Below are 18,855 nucleotides of genomic sequence, written 5' to 3'. Positions count from 1 at the left end.
AAAAAGGAGAGATATGATGATATTTGCCATTAGCTTAGTCGCAATTATAAGTGTTATCTCGCTTTTGGGTACAATACTGGTTTCCAGAAATGTGGATACCTCATAACTGGTAAGTACAGAACTTTTATCAGATGAAGCAGTTAGAAGAAAATATGATGGTACAAGAGAATAGATAAAAAATATCTGATTGTATTTGGCAAGCAAAACATTTGCAGTATTGGACTAAATATGTTTTCCTTAGTTAGATAGCTTGGAAGATAGATGTTTGATTTTAAATGGGTTTTAAACAAAGCTTCATTATAATGAATAAAAATGTAATGATAGCAGGAAAAGTATATTGATTGAACTGGCCTACAAGTATATATATCTTGCAAATATAGACAACAGATAGGTGGTAAAAATAGCATGACAACTGTAAAACCGTATAGAGTATTATTGTATTACATGTATGTTCCGATTGAAAACCCAGAAGAATTTGCAGCGCAGCATTTAGAATTTTGTAAAGAGCTTAGTCTTAAAGGCCGAATTCTTGTGGCGGAAGAAGGCATCAATGGAACGGTATCTGGAACGATTGGGCAAACGGAGGAATATATGCAAGCAATGCAAAAAGATTCCCGCTTTGCAGAAATGGTGTTTAAAGTGGATGAAGCAGACGGACATGCATTTAAAAAGATGCACGTTCGCCCTCGGTCGGAACTCGTAACACTTCGATTAGATGATGATGTTAATCCGAACAAGTTGAGCGGTAAATATTTGAGTCCCAAAGAATTTTTTGAAGCGATGCAAAATGAGGATACGATTGTAATTGATGCTAGAAATGACTATGAATATGATTTAGGTCATTTTAAAGGAGCAATCAGACCTGATATTGAAGCCTTTCGTGAACTTCCTGAGTGGGTAAGGGATAACAAGGAAAAATTAGAAGGAAAGAAAATTCTTACCTATTGCACAGGTGGTATTCGCTGTGAAAAGTTTTCTGGGTGGTTGCTCAAAGAAGGGTTCCAGGATGTCGGCCAGCTTCATGGAGGGATTGTCACATATGGAAAAGACCCAGAAGTACAAGGAAGGCTGTGGGATGGACAATGCTATGTATTTGATGAACGGATTAGTGTTCCTGTTAATCAGACAGAACATGTTATTGTCGGAAAGGATTATTTCACAGGAGAACCATGCGAACGCTATGTAAACTGCGCCAACCCGGAATGTAATAAACAGATTTTATGCTCGGAAGAAAATGAACATAAATATTTACGCGGGTGCAAGCATGAATGCAGAGTACATCCAAGGAACTTATATGTAAAAGAACATGATTTAACTGATGAACAGATTGCTGCGAAGCTAAAACAGATCGAGGAAGAAGATACAGTACGATTAGGATAAGGATAAGGAGACTGACCCAAAAGGTTGCTGAAGCGCAATCTTTTGGGGGCAGTCTCTTTGTTTTGGTCACAAGTTTGGGTATAACTGAATGATTCTTAGGGGATGACCTTAATAGTGGATGATTTTCCCATTAAAAACAAGTCATACAGCATCGAGTTTCACGACCTCCGTGGGGAAATATTGCTCGATAGATAGGGAATATTCGGCGACCACTTTTACAATTTTTATAATCTAAAACTTCTAACATCATGAGGATAGATTTAACTTCCTACTGTCCGACATACACAGTAAATAATGGAAGCGAAGTAACCTATTCTAAATTGGATGGTCAAAATACATCTGTATTGGCCGGTTTGTTTTTTTTTGCATTCTTTATTATAGAAAGAGAAGTAATACTAAATGATTCGATTTCATATCCGTTCTTTGATTATGATTAGTTTCCATATAAAAAACAGGCTGATCGATGGGAGAAAGAAGTAATTATGAATAGAGGTAAAGTGTATTTAGTGGGGGCGGGATCAGGCGATCCCAAACTCATTACTGTGTATGGATTAGAATGCATTCAAAATGCAGATGTTATTGTCTATGACCGTCTGATAAGTAAGGAATTATTAAAGTATGCACGAAATAATGCAGAATTAATTTATTGCGGGAAGCTGCCAGGTAAGCATGAGTTAATTCAAGAGCAAATCCATGAGGTGTTAGTCAGAAAAGCGGAAGAAGGGAAAGTAGTTGTACGGCTAAAAGGTGGTGATCCTTTTGTATTTGGCAGAGGAGGAGAAGAAGCGGAAGTACTTGTAAACCATGACATTCCATACGAAGTCGTGCCTGGTATTACCTCTGGTATTGCTGGACCGGCCTATGCAGGTATACCAGTAACTCACCGGGATTACGCTTCATCGTTTGCGATTGTGACAGGCCATGGACGTGCCGAGAAGGGAACGGATATTGTTAATTGGTCTGCACTGGCTCAAGGTATTGATACGATTGCTTTTTATATGGGAATAGGAAATTTATCACATATATGTATGAAGTTAATTGAGCACGGAAAAAATCCACAAACGCCTGTTGCTGTTATTCAATGGGGAACTACTTCTTCGCAAACAACCGTTACCGGAGATTTAAAAACGATTGAAGAAACAGTCCGACAGAACAATATTACGCATCCTGCCATTATTCTTGTTGGACAAGTCGTGAGAATGAGGGAAAAGATAAAATGGTTTGAGAATGTATTAGAGGTTGTTGTTTCCGAGTGAAGGAAAATCCTTTTAAAGCTTATGAATCGATTTGCAAACTGGCTATGAAAAAAGACCAGTATGGGCTTTTGGGAAGTTGAATACACAGGAGGTTATTAGCTTGAACAGCTTAGCTGAAAAATTAAACGAAGTGATACAAAATCAGAACCCATTTATATACGCTATGTTATCAGAACTAGGTAGGAAACTGTATTATCCAAAGGGTATTTTAAGTCAAAGTGCTGAAGCAAGACAGAAGGCATACCGTTTTAACGCTACTATTGGTATTGCAACAGAAGAAGATGCTCCTATGCATTTTCAGCATATACAAAGCCATTTTTTAGACTACGCACCCGAGGATATTTATCCGTATGCTCCACCTGCTGGAAAGCAGAGGTTACGCGAAGTGTGGAAGGAAAAGCTGCTAAAAGATAATCCTTCTTTACGTAATCAAAGCTTTGGGTTACCTATTGTTACAAGTGCTCTTACGCATGGGCTAAGTATTGCGGCAGATTTATTTGCAGATCCGCAAGATTGTGTACTAGTACCAGATAAGTATTGGGGGAACTATCAATCGATTTTCCAAGTGCGAAGAGGAGCACTATTAGTAACATATAAGCTGTTTAATGAAAACGGACGGTTTCATACGTCCGCTTTTCGAGAGGTTCTATTGAAACAGAAAACGGCCGGAAAGGCTATTGTGTTACTCAATTTTCCGAACAACCCAACAGGTTACACACCGCATCTAAATGAGGTAGAGGAGATTATTTCTGCTTTATGTGAAGCTGCTCAAGAAGGAATGAATCTTGTTGTCATTCTGGATGATGCTTATTTCGGATTATTTTATGAAGATTCTGTAAAGGAATCATTATTTGGCAGATTGGCAGGACTGCACCCAAGGATTTTACCCGTTAAAGTAGATGGTGCTACAAAAGAAAACTATGTTTGGGGATTAAGGGTTGGTTTTATCACATATGCCAGCACAAGTCCTGCTATATTGGATGCACTGGAGCAGAAAACAAAAGGGATTATACGAGGAACGATTTCTAGCAGTGTCCATTTATCTCAAACTATTATTTTAAAATCCCTAGAATCAGAGGAGTTTGATCTAGAAAAACACCAAAAATTCAAACTGATGGAGCGTAGAGCTAGTAAGGTAAAAGAGGTATTACGTCAGGAGAAGTATGAAAAGTGTTGGTCTTATTATCCGTTTAACTCCGGTTATTTTATGTGCTTAAAGCTTAAGCACATAAATGCTGAAGAACTCAGAATTCACTTGTTGGATCAGTATGGGGTCGGTGTTGTTGCCATTAATTCCACGGATTTAAGGATCGCCTTTTCTTGTGTGGAAGAACAAGATATAGAAGAATTATTTAACCTTATTTATAAGGGTGTCAAGGATTTAACAGAATCTGCCGTAATGTGAGGGTAGGGGTGAAGATAGGGCGTTATTATGACAATGATACTGTCGGTTTGTGGACCTGGTGATAAAATCCTAGTACCGCGCAATGTGCATAAATCGATTATGAGCGGGATTATCTTCTCAGGTGCTAGGCCAATTTTTATTCACCCAGAGGTTGATCAAAACTTAGGCATCTCGCATGGGATTACACCTGAATCTGTGAAAAAAGCATTGGAGCAGCATCCGGATACTAAAGCTGTCCTTGTAATTAATCCTACCTATTTTGGAGTTTCCGGAGATTTAAGAAAAATTGTAGATATTGTCCATTCTTACCAGATTCCTGTACTTGTGGATGAAGCGCACGGTGCTCATATTCATTTTCATGATGCTCTTCCTCTTTCTGCAATGCAAGCCGGTGCTGATATAGCTGCAACAAGTGTGCACAAGCTAGGAGGATCAATGACGCAAAGTTCTATTTTGAACGTTAAAAAGGGCTTGGTATCCCCGGAGCGCGTGCAGACTACTCTAAGTATGTTGACGACAACATCCACGTCTTACTTATTGCTTGCTTCTTTGGATGCAGCAAGAAGATCCTTAGCGACAGAAGGACAAGCCTTACTAGAAAAAAGTATTCGGCTTGCTGAACAAACACGTGCCCAAATTAATGAAATTGCACATCTCTATTGCATTGGAGATGAAATCTTGGGAACGAGCGCTATATTTGCCATGGACCCAACAAAGCTCCTCGTCTCGGTAAAAGAGCTTGGGATTACTGGCCATGATGCGGAAAAATGGCTTCGTAAAAGGTTTAATATAGAGGTTGAAATGTCTGATCTTTACAATATTCTTTGTATCATTACATCTGGTGATACCGAGGAAGATTTATTAAGGCTCGTACATGCATTAAAGGAACTTGTGGACGAGTTTGAACATCAGGCAGATTCAGATATAGACACAAATATGGTGTTGCCTGAGATTCCAGTTCTCGCATTAACCCCACGAGATGCTTTTTATTCAGAAACAGAAATGGTGCCATTTGAGGAGTCGGTGGGGAGGATTATTGCTGAGTTCGTCATGGTGTATCCACCAGGTATTCCTATTTTTATTCCGGGTGAAATTATTACAGAAGAAAATCTGGCATATACAAAAAAGAATATAGAAGCTGGTCTTCCTGTTCAAGGAGCTGAAGATCATAGTTTTCAATTATTGCGTGTTATAAAGGAGCACTCTATAAGTTAGATAAAAATCAATTTATATATTATATATAAGATGAGGACGGATTGAAGAATGGTGGTGCCGCTCTAATGCGATCATATTTATCGTCAAAAGTTGAACAAGTAAAGCCTCCTGGCATTCGTCGTTTTTTGATTTGGCAGCTATAGTATGGAAGGGGTTATCTCTTTAGGGGTAGGAGAGCCTGATTTTGTTACTCCCTGGTCCAGACGTGAGGCTTCTATCTTATCTCTACAACGTGGATACACATCTTATACAGCAAATGCCGGTCTAATAGAGCTTCGAAGTGAGATTGCAGATTACATGCAATCACGCTTTCAAGTCTCCTATTCTCCAGAGTCTGAGATCATTGTGACGGTAGAGTGATGAGGGGCATATCCGTTGTTCCTATGCCTCATCTATCGAAGCCCTTCAAGAAGCAATGAAAAGAATGAAACGATTTGTAGAGAGTTTGTGTACGGCTTCTTTTTAAGAAAGGCTGTGTTAATTATTAGTACTGATAATGAAGTAGAATTAGGGAAAACCTGAACCTTAAAGGTTTCCTATTTCTACTAACGAATACGTTGCAGTATAATGTTTCACAAAGTAGCGACATATTAACAGAGCTAGTTGATTTTCTTGAAAAACTGTCCGACCTATAACATTATAAGTTATAGAATAATGTTAATTTAGAACGTAAGGGGATAATGAAATATGACATGGGCTGTTTTGGTTCCAATGATTCTCTTGGGTGTTTTTAAAATAGTAGTAAGTTCGCTTCCAAACAGTACTGTGGGATGGTTTATTGGCAGGTTTGAAATACATTCAAAACTTAGTGATGCGGATGCCAGCATAACTATTGATGGAAAACGGTTGGAAGGTGAAGACAAAACTCAAGTAATTCATTATTTTAACGAAGCTACATTTGTAGAACGATACCCTGTGTTTCCAGGTTACGAGCAATCATATTTACATCCAGAGAACAAAGGGATTCCAGTAATTATTGATACAAAAAAAGGAAAAAAGGGTGTTAGGTTATTTGTATACATTTATAACGATCGTGTTAATGTAGTCAAACAGCACAAGAAAAAAATAGTCGCGTATCGTCTGCTTTCCGAAAGCCTCCAGAAAATGTTTTATGATAGTGACGAGGAGGTATCTTAAGGTTATAAAATTTTCTTATATAAAATTCATTTTGAAAACTAAACTTGTAAAATAAGTTTGAAATTTTAAGTATTTTGGAGGGTTACTTTTTTTGTGTGTGGTCGTTAGGATTAAGAAAAGCAGAAAGTTCTATGATTGTTTTTTCTACATGTATTATAACCCGCACCCGACAATTAAGGCTCCAGTTGCGATTTGATACCAAATACAAAGGCACCCTTGTCAAGCATGATAAGGGTGCTTTAGTTCTTTAAAAAATAAGACATATAGTTATCTACATGGTTAAAAAAACTGGTTGATATATATACACTATTAATTTCTAAACCAGCCCTTTTTCTTAAACCATAACACCATTCCAATCCCCATTATGCCCATAATACCTAGTACAACAAAATAGCCGTACTTCCAAGTTAACTCTGGTATATTCTCAAAATTCATGCCATAGATTCCTGCAATGAACGTCAGCGGCATAAAAATTGTTGTGATTACTGTTAATGTCTTCATAATGCTGTTCATGTAATAAGAATTCAAAGAAAGGTAATTATCTCGAATTTCTGAGGTGATGGCTCTGTTCGTCTCAATCAATTGCCCCAACTTTATTAGGTGATCGTGAATATCTCGGAAATACGCTCTTCTATTTTGCTCAATCGGAATACGATCTGACTCAAGTATACGATATAACAGCTCACGCATCGGAGTAATTGTATGATGAAGATGCAATAAGTCTCCTCTTATAATGAAAGTTTCATTAATCAAGGAAGACATAGCACCCCTTCGTCCATGTCTTTCCAGCCCTTGAATCTGCTCTTCGATTCTATAAACAACAGGAAAATACATATCTACCAGTTTGTCCATAATTTTATGTGTTGCGTCTAGTGGTCCTTTTTTCTTTATATCTTTTAAATGTCGAAAGTACTCCCAAGCAGATTCGATTTCGTTTAATTCATGAAAATGGAAAGAAACAACAAAATTCTTTCCTACAAATAAATCTACTTCGCTTGCTTCCAAAGTACTCTGATTAATTGCATGAACCACTAAAAAACTGTAATCATCATAATACTCCAGCTTTGCTCGCTGTAAATGATGAAGACAATCCTCAATAGCTAATGGGTGGAATTGAAAATATGAATCTAATAATTGCGCTTCTTCCTCCGTTGGCATGTTAAAATCTACCCAGTACCATTTGATATCATTTCTTTTAAGAATATCTAACCCTAAATCGTTTAAAATTTGATGAGTATGCGTAATAGCTAATACACGAATCAAGTGCTTGTACCTCCAAATCTCTGTTTCAAAATTCTCTGAGGCAAATATAGCAACCAATCCGACAAAAAGCAAATTGAGAAATGGAACACTTATCACGGCATGGGGGCTAGAATCCTACTGCTTCAGCTGTGGGAGTGTCAAACAAATAGAATGAGAAAGATATTTTTTTACTTTAAGAAAGTATAAATTTCTAGCTGGAAGACCATTCGACGTAGCGAGAAATTTTAGGAACAAAGTATAAGTGTAACTACGCCTCTGTTTTCGCCAATCGGCAAGTTTTCTTTAGTTCCAAAAAATCTAGGTCATAGTATGTTTAAATCTTAAATTATAAATTTTCCATAAAAAAATGTCGAAAATTTACTGAGCACATCTTGTCCCAATTAAAGTACAATTAATACAGGTTTAGGTTTCCATAATTTGGAGGTGTGTTAGGTGAGAAGATTTAGAGTGTTACTATTAACAATTTTATTCATACTAACTATGGCTCTGCCAGCGATGGCACAAGGTACTCAAAGTAATTCTCCTGTAGAAAAGACTTCTATAGATGTTGCAACGTTTTACGGTGGGAAAGGGTCTACCAATACATATGCTAATCTTACTACTGACTATGAAAATCAAGACCAATATATTTTGTATGTAGAAAAAAACAATAATTTAACTGATGAGTATTATTATGGTCGAGTTAAAATTCCAAAATCTGATGTAGTTTTTAACACAACAAAAGGAACGGTAATGGTCAGTAAAACAGTAGCTGTAAATACAGTTGAATGGGTATATGATGAAGAAAGTGATTCTTATAAACCTATTGAAAAATATGTAGGTGATGAAGCTATCAATCTTACTTGGTCATTTAATCCTAAAGATTATTCGGATTATAAATATATTGATAAAAAGATAGAGATAGGGCCCAATGAATATCTTCAAATTGGCAGAACTACTACTAAGGAGTACAATCATGTTACAGCTTCAGGTAAAATAGGTGATACGGAAATTAAAGATTTTGATGGCACCGGTGCTAATGTTTCAACAGGAACTTCCTTTGCAGTAATTAAATAACTATATAATTTGTTTTTGTTATTTTAATCAATAAACCTAAACCCCAATTGTATAAGTAACTAAAAGGTTGGTTGTTTTTTACACCGACCTTTTAGTTATTATCTTGCCATTTCAATAGAATCTTTTTATTTGAAAGGAAATGAGGAGTTAGATGAGGAGATTGAGAGGTTTTGTGTTATTAGTTATTGTGATGATTTTGTTTGGAAGTTCGATTGGAACTACTGCTGCTCAATTTGATCCAGCTAAGAGCAATAAGGCTAATTTACAGACAGAAAAAGAAAGTTTCCAAAAGGAAATGGTGGCAGGTGCTATAAAAGAAGGAGATATTCCTTTAAAAAATGCAATTCTCCTTATTCAAGCCAAGAACAAAGACTCAAACGTATATGAGGTTGTAACGAATTCGAGCGGGAAGTTTAAAGCCGAATTATCAGATGGCAGCTACACAATCAAAGCGTTTAAACAGAATCAGGATGACCCGTGGTACGTTACGAATCAATCTTTTTTGGTGGAAAATGAAACTGTAAAGGGCCAGAGAGAAAACCAGATTAATATAGCAAACAAAACAAAGCTGAAAGAGCACTTGAAGACATCAGAAATCAATGTTCAAGGTGTTTTGCAGGAGGGGAAAAAGGGAATCAAAGGTGAATTACTTCTTGTAAAAAGCAGCGAAAATGGGAACGAACTATTTGCTATTACCTCAAAAAACAATGGGACATTCTCTGCATCTCTCCCTGATGGGACCTACAACCTTTGGAGCATCACAATCGAAGGTGGAGTTTATCCATATAATTTAGCATTTTCAGTTGAAGGCAATGATGTTTATATAAATGGGGAAAAACAATCCTCTATTACTATTTCCCTGCCTGAAAACCAATATACCGGAATGGTTCATGACAGCGCGGCACCGGTCGCAGATGCCTTAGTGTTATTGGAAAAAATGGTCGGCAACGATGAATATGAGTTCGTTCAATCTGTGGTTTCAAATAAAAAAGGAGAAATACAGCTCAGGGAATTACCGGATGGAAAATACTCATTAAGGGTCTCCTACAATGATTTTGACCCTTCACGGATAATTGAATTTGAAATAGTATCAGGAAAAGTACTTATAGCGGGAAAGAGTGTTTCCATATTTGATATTAAAGTTCCTGATATTACTTTAACTGGCATACTCATGGATGATGGGAAACCTGTCGGCAACGGTGGTCTTCTCATTAAAGAGTATAGTAATGAAGGATATCCGATACAGGAATTTTATGTAGCTATTGATAAAAAAGGAAAATTTGAATACCGACTAAAGGATGGGTCCTACAAAGTGGTTTCGATTGATGAGCCGGGACGAAGCACAGTAACAGATACACCGTTCTTAATTCATAATGGGAGATTAGTTCAGGATGGTGAAGAAAAGGATTCATTGTTTATGAGTCTTCCGGCAATAACCTTTAGTGGAAAGTTAATAGAAAATGGCAATGTACTTCAAGGTATGGTAAAAGTAGAAAGTGTTATCCAAGGAGAAGAAGCGAGCTCGTATTACGCCCAGACAAATGATCAGGGAATTTATTCTCTTCGCTTGCCTGATGGGCAATACAGGGTTTCTTATGTATATTTATCCTCTGAAGGTTTTTCTATCTCGCTTGCATTTGAAATGAGGGAAGGAAAGCTTTATGTTGACGGTGAACAAAAGAATCTTTTTGAGCTGCTAGTGACTCCAGTCACCTTACATGGTATTGTCCTTGATGGTGAGACTCCCGTAACAGGTGGGGATATTATCATTAGCTTTGAAAATGGCGAAGGTCATTTTGGCGGTTGGATACGCCCCGATGGGACCTTTCATACCCGTTTACAGGACGGAAATTATGTCGTGAATGGAATCTATCTTGAAGATGGAACATACGTGTCCATCAATAAAGGCTTCACCATCAGCGGTGGCAAGCTTTACGTAGATGGTAGTCTAATCGAAAGGCTCGAAATTTCTCTTCCTTAATTACATGAAAAGGCGGTTTATTCGAAAATGGTACTCTGATTCACGGAGGATTATAGATCATAGAAATTGTTCATTAGCATTTAAATTATTACTGCTGGCTAAGTTAGGCATAAAGTTGAGTAGGAAAAATAATACGATAAAAGGGAGGGGGCGTAGCATTGCTATGGCCCCATTTTTTATTTTATTGGCTGATTAGTTGGTTATTTTATCATTTTCCGACAGAAGACCCCCACCTCAAGGAGCATTAGCGAGTAGGTGGGGGGAGTTCAATGTATAGATTTATAACTTAGGTGTAATGTCCTACCCGAATATAGAAGCTAGTTACGCATTTTAATTTGAATTGGATGGTCAAAATACATCTATATTGGCTGGTTTGTTTTTTTCTTCATTCTTTATTATAGAAAGAGAGGTGATACTAAATTATTCGATAGCGATCATATTTATCATCAAAAGTTGAACAAGTATAGACCTCTGGTATTCGCCGTTTTTTTATTAAGTGGATGGTTTAAAAAGTTTAGAATTGGATGGTTACTTTTCTGGAATGATTGTTAACATAAGAAGGAAAGAGCGTTTTAGTGAGAATTTTCTCTATATGTATCTTTAAGCTGCAAAAGTTAATCGGATTCAATAATCATAGTGCTATGTATAAGATGTGACAAGGTTTTACTTGTACCATCCACCTTTACTATAATAGGGTCAGCAAAGAAACGATAGCAAGGATGAAAAGGATATGGAATGGAAACCGAATCGCGAAGATAAGAAGCCTATCTATAAACAAATTGCAGACTATATTGAACACGGGATTTCTTTAGGTGAATTCCCGCCAGACAGCGTTTTACCCTCTGAACGTACTTTAGCGAAGGAGCTACAAGTAAACCGAAGCACCGTAGTAGCTGCATACGAAGAGCTGCAGGCGCTTGGGGTCATAGAGCGCAAGAAAGGAAGCGGAACACGCGTAAGTACAGATATATGGGGGATCGCACATAAACGTATCCCGAACTGGGGGCGATATATGGAGGACGGCTCTTTTCTTCCTAATTTACCTTTGGTGCAGCGAATACGTACAGAAACGCAAAAGAACGATTTAATCAATTTAGCCAGTGGTGAATTATCACCGAGTTTGTTTCCAACTAGTCAGTTTCGTACTATTTTATCTGAAGTCCCCTTTGAGGGACAATTAGGATATGATCATCCACAAGGGAATGAGCTGTTGCGAAAAACTATTTCCGCACATGTTAAAGAGTATAAAAATATAGAGATTGATCCTGCTTCTATTTTGATTACGTCAGGTGCTCAGCAAGCTTTGCACTTGATTGTCCAATGCTTGCTTAAGCCAGGAGATGCTGTTGCCATCGAGGATCCGTCCTATTGTTTTTCCTTGCCAATATTCCAGTCCGCGGGGTTACGAACCTTTCTTTTACCTGTAGATCAGCATGGTATCAATCCAGATGATCTTGTATCCTTACACAAAAAGCATCGAATTCGAATGCTTTTCCTAAATCCAGATTACCAAAATCCTACAGGAACGGTCCTTTCATTGGAACGCCGGAGGAGAGTGTTAGAACTATCATCGGAATTTGGCATTCCAATTATTGAAGATGATCCGTACAGTCTAACTTCCTTTAAAGAGGAGGTAAATCCTACTTTAAAGTCGATGGACACGAATGGCAATGTTCTCTATATTAGCTCTTTATCAAAAATTGTAGCATCCGGCCTGCGAATTGGCTGGGTGATTGGGCCCCCGCAAGTGATTCAGCGTTTAGCAGATGCAAAGCAGCAGGTTGATTTTGGCCATAGTGTGTTCCCGCAATGGATAGCACATGAGTTTTTAGGTTCGGAATATTTCAGCACACATATTAGTATGCTCCGAAAACAGCTGAAACAACGAAGAGACGAGATAACTTCAAGTATTAAAGATCTTTTAGATAGTCAAGTTGAATACTTCGCTCCAGAAGGCGGAATTCATCTATGGTGTAAATTGAAGAGTTCTGTGAATGAATACTCTTTATTAGAAGAGTCCATGAAAAATGGGGTAGCTTTTGTGCCGGGAAGTGTATTTGGTTCAAGGAAAGGATATGTGCGTTTTACTTTTGGAAGAGGAGAAACAACCTTGATTCATGAGGGGATTTTGCGATTTGCGGCTGCTTTAAAAAGTATTCAGTAAGTATTTCTGCAGTGTGTTGATGAAATGAGCTTAAGTGAAGCAAGTTGTCTGTAAAGGTTCCTGTTTCAACCAACGCATCTGTTAACTAAAGTACAAATTTTCACAAAAAGTGAGGCGGCGATAAAACAATCTCGTTTTCAAAAAAACTATCCGCCCGATAACGTTATAAGTTATATAATAATGTTGATTTAGAACATAACGGAGATGATGAAATATGACATGGGCTGTTTTGGTTCCGATCATTCTGATGGGGATCCTTAAAATAGTAGTGAGTTCTCTTCCAAACAATACTGTGGGATGGCTGATCGGCAAATTTGAACTGCATTCAAAATTGAACGAGGAGAATGTCTGTGTAACTGTTGCTGGAAAAACCTTAGAAGGTGAAGACAAAGCTCAAGTGATTCATGATTTTAACGAAGCTACATTTGTAGAACGATACCCCGTATTTCCAGGATACGAGCAAGCGTATTTACATCCAGAAAACGGGGGGAATCCTTTAGTTATCGATACGAAAGGACGTAAAAAGACTGTTAGGTTATTTGTGTACATTTACGACGGTCATGTTAATGTGGTCAAACAGTACAAGAAGAAGGTAGTCGCGTATAAGCTGCTTTCTGATAGTCTTCAAAAAACGTCCTCTGTTAGTAATAGGGATCTAGCCTAAAAGGAAAAAGGATTCCTCTGCTTAGCAACACGATAGAAGCAAAGCAGTCCATGTGGCGAGTTTTTAGCCGCATGGACTTTTAATATGGAGAAAACCCAGATGTGCTAGGGCACTTAATCATCCAATTTTTGATTCGAAACAGAACTAGTCTCAGTATCCTTAACCTTAATCATACAAGCTAGTGCAAGGAGCATGCTTCCTGCAGCAGCAAAGAATAACATTTTAAAACCCCAGAAATCAATTAAAAGCCCTAAGGTTGGCGGGGAAATAATGGCAGCTACTGAAGAAACTAAATAATATAAACCAGTTCGTGTTCCGTAGCTGTGTTCACCCCCGGTAGAAACAATAAAAGGATATGCATTGATATTGATACATGCCCAAAATATCCCGCCAATTAATAAAAGGGTTCTTAAGATAAAGACCGATTCTGCCCAATTTAATAGAATGAAAATGAAAATTAATCCGACGATTCCGATTAGTATTATATTTTTCTTACCGTATTTTGCACCTAGTAGACCGCTGGGTATCGAGGATAGGACAAAGCTTAACGAAAAAAAGGCCAATGAAAATGCGGAAGCACTTTTTGAAAAACCAAGCGCATGGACTGCATACAAAGTAAATAAAGCCTCCATTCCCTGGACAGCAATAAACCAAAAAAAGATAGCAGATAATAGCAAAACAGTTGGTGGATTTAATTCTATCTTATAGTCTATTTTCGCTGTAGGCGTCACTGTATAAGGAATTGCATCGCGATTTTCGTTAATATTGTTAAAGATAATCCATAAAGCTATTAAGAAAATGACGGAGACTGCTAAAAATGGTAAAAATGCTTTAATATCATATAAGAGAGAGCCTATACTAAGCGCGATTATTGCACCACAGCCTCCCATGAAATTAATGATGCCATTCGCTTTTGTACGTTTTGAGTGAGGAGTAATATCTGGCATCAAAGCAATGGTTGGGGAACGGAAAATGGCCATGGACAAGTTCATGCATACCATAAAAATGACCAACGTCACTAAACTTGTGTGAAAGGGGATCAGAGCAAAAAATAAAGCAGCGCTCGGAATACCGATCAGTAAATAAGGCATCCTTCGACCGTAGCGTGTATTTGTACGGTCACTGCGATTTCCGATATAAGGCTGTAAAAACAAGGCAATATAATTATCAATCGTCATTAGAAATCCAATTAAAGCTGTGCTTGCAAGATAATCATTAAGAAAGAATGGAACAAATCCGTTATACAATGCCCATCCTAAACTGATGCTAAAAAAGCCAAATCCTAATAGCCATGTCTTTTTCATTGCCGTTCTCCTTTAGATTAACTAATATTCAAGAAATCGCTTAGGACATTCTATGAAAATACCGAACGTATCAGTGAGAATTAGCATTTTCATGTTGATGCATTTTCTTTACACTTTAAGACAGGATAAATTTTCAGCTAGAAGCGAATTCGACGTAGTCGGAAATTTTAGGAACAGGGTGTAAATACAACTACGGCTCTGTCTTCGCCTACTAGCTTGCCAATCAAAGAATTTTCTTTAAAATGAGAAGCACAAGATAGTACAATTTATTATTATATTATGCGGTTTAGCACTTTCTTTTGTTTCTTTTTTCTTGGTTTATAAATCTTAAAAATTTTATATTTTTATATTTTGAAGTAGCTTAAATATAAAGAGATTGTTCCTTCGATACAGGAAATGTTCAACTTAGACAAGAGGAATAGTGAATAATGCAGACTAAATGAAATGGAAAGAACAGATACCATCTTAGAAGAGGGTCTCTGTTCTTTATCTCACTCCTAAATGTTTCTATGAAAGAAACCTTGTGAGAAAAGCAAAGAACGTATCACGCCTGATTGAGAATAGCTTGGCATTCCAATCCCTCTTGCACGGCCTCTGCTATATAATAATTCTGGTAAAAGACCACAAAATGCACTATTCTGGTAGTTATGGTTAAAATATTTCCATGCCTGAGTGACATCCCCTTTCACTAAAAGAGCCTCAGCTAACCAAAAAGTCGGTCCTGTCCATGGCTTTAAATCGCCTTCTTCTGTTGTTAAACTCTCGTGTCGCCAAATCCCTCCAATAAAGGGATCTTCCAGTCTTTTTTGAATCGCTTTTACGGTTTGTTCTAACCATTCTTGCGGAAATATTGGGAATTCTGAGAAGAACAAGGAAACCGATGCATCCAATAAAGTACTTTCCATGGAACGGCTTACAATTCCATTATCGACATTGTGTTTAGCGATAGCCTGGAGCAGTTCGTATGATCCTTCTCTGAATCGCCGCGCTCTCTCGGTTTTCTGGATAGCTTCAGCCATTTCTGCAGCCTTAATTAGTCCGAATGCCGAAATAGCAGATGTCCAGGTCATGTGCTCAAAGGATTCTCCTAAATGAGGTCCGAAGGTTTCCCAAATTCCTGCGTCTGGAAGGATGAGCCCAGTGAAGTCACGATTTCTTAAGATCCAATCGGCAGAATGACTAATAATTGGCCACAGATCGTGTAAAATGGCGTTATTTTTTGCTAAAGACCATACCTGCCAAATTCCGTATAAAATGAGTCCAGTTGTATCATTTTCAAATGCATGCTCGTTCGGTAGGCGTGTTACAACATTGTATGCAAAATAGTAGTTGTCGTCAGGACGTTCCATTAGATAGCTAAGTGTTGCATACAAAGCCTTCACAGCATCCTTTATATGGCCAGCTAGCGCTAGTGTAGACACGATCCATAAGCTATCACGAATCCATACATTTCCTTGATATGGTTTAAAGCCAATAAGAATCGGAGTACCATCTTTTTGTAGACTCATCTTTAATAAGGTATTGCTAACTCTCCAGTAATACTCAAGTTCAGGCGGGAGTGAGCCGATATTTATAGTTCTGCGATGCCAAATTTCCCATTCCTGTAGTGTATGTTGTTCACTCTGTTCGATCGTTACTAATGTGTCGTGCAGAGCCTTAAGTGCCTCATCTTTGGTAGCGCCAGCCACAAACACTTGGTAAACGGGTTTGCTATAGTGTTCATTAGGAATGGTTTGGGGAATGGAGAAAATTAGCGGCGTAGGAAGCAAACTATGTTCGAAAGTAGAGATTTGGCCTCCTGTCACAGCTTTGGCAACATCTCCTGTTATCCCTATAGAACTAGGAGAGACGGTTACTGCTAACCATTGATTCTCAGAAATGCGTGAAATAAAAATATTGTCTATTCTTTGTACGATGTTTTGGAGGTGCACTACTGGGAAAATAGATACTATTGTAGGGTTGTTGCGGAGTGTTTTTACTTGAATAGAACGGATGAGAGCATTTCTATGAGGAGGAGTCCAGGTTTTTGTTTTGACAACGGTGTTGCCTTTATGAGAAACAACTTCATAGACGCCGGAACCATTAATATACTGAGTGGTATTTATTGATACAATTTCACCCACTTGCCCAAATTTCTCTTGTACAATGCCGTATGGATCATACCAGACTTTTTCATTTTGATCTTTTGCTAGTACATAGGATCCATGTGTATCTAACAAAGCACTTGAAAGATCGAAGTTCGGGAAAAACAGCTGGCTTATTTTATCGACAGGACGGCAATCTGCACTATATTGCTGAAGCCAAGCTAATACATTGCCGTTAGAGATAGGGGCATGGTTATCTTGATTTTTGCCAATAAAGTAATGCATGAATTCACTCTCCCTCTAGTTAGTATGGTTACAACTTTTGCAATCGTTATAAAGATAATTATGATAATTAAAAACAAAAATATATATTGTCCATAATAAGTGAGCTAGCGAGATTATTGGCATGTTCTAGCGAATGGGATACACTTGGTGTAGTAAAAGTTTTGTCTATAGCTAATCAAGGAATGGAGTTTTTTGATAACTATGAAATAAATCAAAGGTAAGAAAGAGGGTTTTTTAGTGGAAATAGGTGTAAGTACATTTGTAGAGACAACACCGGATGTGAAAACTGGTGAGGTAATTAGCCATGCGCAACGGATACGTGAGGTCGTTGAGGAAATTGTACTAGCAGATCAAGTAGGATTGGATGTTTTCGGCGTGGGCGAACATCATCGCGAAGATTTTGCGGCGTCTTCTCCCGCCGTTCTCCTGGCCGCAGCTGCATCACAGACAACACGGATACGATTGACAAGTGCTGTTACTGTACTTTCTTCGGCTGATCCAGTGCGAGTGTTCCAGGATTTTGCCACACTTGATGCAATCTCAAACGGTCGTGCAGAGATTATGGCGGGGCGAGGTTCCTTTATTGAATCCTTCCCGCTGTTTGGATATGAATTAAAGGACTATGATGAACTGTTTGAGGAAAAGCTGGAGTTATTGCTAAAAATACGGGAGTCCGAGAAAGTCACTTGGAAAGGCGGACATCGTCCGGCAATTCAAAACTTAGGTGTGTATCCGCGCCCGATTCAGAAGCCTTTGCCTGTATGGATTGGCAGTGGCGGCAATTCTGAATCTGTAATCCGTGCAGGACTTCTTGGATTGCCTTTGGTGTTAGCGATTATTGGCGGCAGTCCGCTACAATTTGAACCGTTGGTGCAGTTATATAAAAAGGCTGCCAGCCACGCTGGCCATGATGTATCAAAGCTGTCGGTTGCATCGCATTCGCACGGTTTTATAGCTGAAGAAACTCAGGCAGCTGCTGATAAATTTTTTCCTTCTACCCAGCAAGTCATGAACAAATTAGGTCGAGAACGAGGGTGGGGGCATTATGACCGATCAGCTTTCGATGCCGCTCGCAGCTTTGGGGGAGCGTTATACGTAGGCGATCCCAAAACGGTTGCTGAGAAAATCATCCATCTTCGAAAATATGTCGGTATTACACGTTTTATGCTGCACGTACCGGTTGGCACGATGCCTCATGAGGACGTGATGAAAGCTATTGAACTGTTAGGAACAAAGGTGGCACCAATAGTGCGAGAAGAAATAGCTAAATGGGAAGCGGATGGCGAAGAGAAATAAATAAGCCTGTGTCCTTTTAACAACAACGTAAAAACTTCTTACATAAATAAGGGTTAGTCTTTCGGAGATGTAATAGCATGAATGCTATAATTCCTCGAAGTATTGATTAAATCACGCTTGAGTAAAAAGCTTGGTAAAAAGATAGAGGTTATCCCAAGAGAGTGACGCAGTACACTGCCCATTGGGACAACCTCTTTTGATTATAATGTTTTCATATGTGAACGTATTCCTGTCCCTTCTCTTTTCGAAATACTTAGGAAAGCTTGTACTACATTAGGGTCAAATTGATTGAGTGTCTCGCTTTCTCCCGCAGACGTTTTTGGCCTGCTGCATAATTCAGCATGGATTCCTCTTTCTCTCAACCG

At 38.3% G+C, this 18,855-nt stretch carries 13 protein-coding genes and 2 pseudogenes; 12 read left to right on the top strand and 3 right to left on the bottom strand.

Annotated features, from left to right (window positions below):
• Window positions 1–405 precede the first annotated feature (405 nt).
• The 7 genes and pseudogenes from trhO to EP737_RS03715 all read left to right on the top strand — a co-directional run bounded on the left by trhO (window position 406) and on the right by EP737_RS03715 (window position 6,393).
• Window positions 406–1,380, top strand: coding sequence for an oxygen-dependent tRNA uridine(34) hydroxylase TrhO (gene trhO, locus EP737_RS03740; protein ID WP_129726549.1), 975 nt, complete (start codon window positions 406–408; stop codon window positions 1,378–1,380).
• 248 nt (window positions 1,381–1,628) lie between these two features.
• Entirely contained in the window at window positions 1,629–1,817 is a 189-nt protein-coding gene (locus EP737_RS25940) for a hypothetical protein (protein ID WP_205650872.1), read from the top strand.
• 45 nt (window positions 1,818–1,862) lie between these two features.
• Window positions 1,863–2,636, top strand: a complete 774-nt coding sequence (gene cobA / locus EP737_RS03735) for a uroporphyrinogen-III C-methyltransferase (protein WP_129726548.1) — start codon at window positions 1,863–1,865, stop codon at window positions 2,634–2,636.
• 100 nt (window positions 2,637–2,736) lie between these two features.
• The gene (locus EP737_RS03730; protein WP_129726547.1) at window positions 2,737–4,041 is read left to right on the top strand and encodes an aminotransferase class I/II-fold pyridoxal phosphate-dependent enzyme; all 1,305 of its coding nucleotides are present in this window, start codon (window positions 2,737–2,739) and stop codon (window positions 4,039–4,041) included.
• A gap of 18 nt (window positions 4,042–4,059) precedes the next feature.
• A pseudogene (locus EP737_RS03725) lies at window positions 4,060–5,256 on the top strand (aminotransferase class I/II-fold pyridoxal phosphate-dependent enzyme); the annotation flags it as partial.
• 65 nt (window positions 5,257–5,321) lie between these two features.
• Window positions 5,322–5,610, top strand: a pseudogene (locus EP737_RS03720) (aminotransferase class I/II-fold pyridoxal phosphate-dependent enzyme); the annotation flags it as partial.
• Window positions 5,611–5,943: 333 nt separating this feature from the next.
• Window positions 5,944–6,393, top strand: a complete 450-nt coding sequence (locus EP737_RS03715; RefSeq protein WP_129726545.1) for a YfmQ family protein — start codon at window positions 5,944–5,946, stop codon at window positions 6,391–6,393.
• 309 nt (window positions 6,394–6,702) lie between these two features.
• Here EP737_RS03715 and corA read toward each other — a convergent pair whose 3' ends face one another.
• Entirely contained in the window at window positions 6,703–7,656 is a 954-nt protein-coding gene (gene corA / locus EP737_RS03710; protein WP_129726544.1) for a magnesium/cobalt transporter CorA, read from the bottom strand.
• A gap of 432 nt (window positions 7,657–8,088) precedes the next feature.
• Between corA and EP737_RS03705 the strand changes: the two genes are divergently transcribed.
• The 4 genes from EP737_RS03705 to EP737_RS03690 all read left to right on the top strand — a co-directional run bounded on the left by EP737_RS03705 (window position 8,089) and on the right by EP737_RS03690 (window position 13,521).
• Window positions 8,089–8,712, top strand: a complete 624-nt coding sequence (locus EP737_RS03705; RefSeq protein ID WP_129726543.1) for a hypothetical protein — start codon at window positions 8,089–8,091, stop codon at window positions 8,710–8,712.
• 151 nt (window positions 8,713–8,863) lie between these two features.
• Window positions 8,864–10,693 carry a carboxypeptidase-like regulatory domain-containing protein gene (locus tag EP737_RS03700; RefSeq protein ID WP_129726542.1) on the top strand — a complete coding sequence of 610 codons (1,830 nt, stop codon included), beginning with the start codon at window positions 8,864–8,866 and terminating at the stop codon, window positions 10,691–10,693.
• 730 nt (window positions 10,694–11,423) lie between these two features.
• Window positions 11,424–12,857, top strand: a complete 1,434-nt coding sequence (gene pdxR, locus EP737_RS03695; RefSeq protein ID WP_129726541.1) for a MocR-like pyridoxine biosynthesis transcription factor PdxR — start codon at window positions 11,424–11,426, stop codon at window positions 12,855–12,857.
• 214 nt (window positions 12,858–13,071) lie between these two features.
• Complete coding sequence (locus tag EP737_RS03690; RefSeq protein WP_129726540.1) at window positions 13,072–13,521, top strand: YfmQ family protein; 450 nt, start codon at window positions 13,072–13,074, stop codon at window positions 13,519–13,521.
• 113 nt (window positions 13,522–13,634) lie between these two features.
• Here EP737_RS03690 and EP737_RS03685 read toward each other — a convergent pair whose 3' ends face one another.
• A complete protein-coding gene (locus EP737_RS03685; RefSeq protein WP_129726539.1) occupies window positions 13,635–14,825 on the bottom strand; it encodes an SLC45 family MFS transporter in 1,191 nt (396 codons plus the stop codon).
• 497 nt (window positions 14,826–15,322) lie between these two features.
• Window positions 15,323–17,194, bottom strand: coding sequence for a glycoside hydrolase family 15 protein (locus EP737_RS03680; protein WP_129726538.1), 1,872 nt, complete (start codon window positions 17,192–17,194; stop codon window positions 15,323–15,325).
• Between the two features lie 237 nt (window positions 17,195–17,431).
• Between EP737_RS03680 and EP737_RS03675 the strand changes: the two genes are divergently transcribed.
• Window positions 17,432–18,490 carry an LLM class flavin-dependent oxidoreductase gene (locus tag EP737_RS03675; RefSeq protein WP_129726537.1) on the top strand — a complete coding sequence of 353 codons (1,059 nt, stop codon included), beginning with the start codon at window positions 17,432–17,434 and terminating at the stop codon, window positions 18,488–18,490.
• The last annotated feature ends 365 nt before the right edge of the window (window positions 18,491–18,855 follow it).

It is taken from the genome of Ectobacillus funiculus (assembly GCF_004138295.1).
GTDB classification, from domain to species: Bacteria; Bacillota; Bacilli; order Bacillales; family Bacillaceae_G; genus Ectobacillus; species Ectobacillus funiculus.
This window is presented reverse-complemented; position numbering and strand designations above follow the sequence as displayed.

Excerpts from the sequence above, each read along its gene's own strand:
- trhO (WP_129726549.1), top strand. The coding sequence starts at position 406 with ATGACAACTGTAAAACCGTATAGAGTATTATTGTATTACATGTATGTT.
- EP737_RS25940 (WP_205650872.1), top strand. The coding sequence starts at position 1,629 with ATGAGGATAGATTTAACTTCCTACTGTCCGACATACACAGTAAATAAT.
- cobA (WP_129726548.1), top strand. The coding sequence starts at position 1,863 with ATGAATAGAGGTAAAGTGTATTTAGTGGGGGCGGGATCAGGCGATCCC.
- EP737_RS03715 (WP_129726545.1), top strand. The coding sequence starts at position 5,944 with ATGACATGGGCTGTTTTGGTTCCAATGATTCTCTTGGGTGTTTTTAAA.
- EP737_RS03700 (WP_129726542.1), top strand. The coding sequence starts at position 8,864 with ATGAGGAGATTGAGAGGTTTTGTGTTATTAGTTATTGTGATGATTTTG.
- pdxR (WP_129726541.1), top strand. The coding sequence starts at position 11,424 with ATGGAATGGAAACCGAATCGCGAAGATAAGAAGCCTATCTATAAACAA.
- EP737_RS03690 (WP_129726540.1), top strand. The coding sequence starts at position 13,072 with ATGACATGGGCTGTTTTGGTTCCGATCATTCTGATGGGGATCCTTAAA.
- EP737_RS03685 (WP_129726539.1), bottom strand. The coding sequence starts at position 14,825 with ATGAAAAAGACATGGCTATTAGGATTTGGCTTTTTTAGCATCAGTTTA.
- EP737_RS03680 (WP_129726538.1), bottom strand. The coding sequence starts at position 17,194 with ATGCATTACTTTATTGGCAAAAATCAAGATAACCATGCCCCTATCTCT.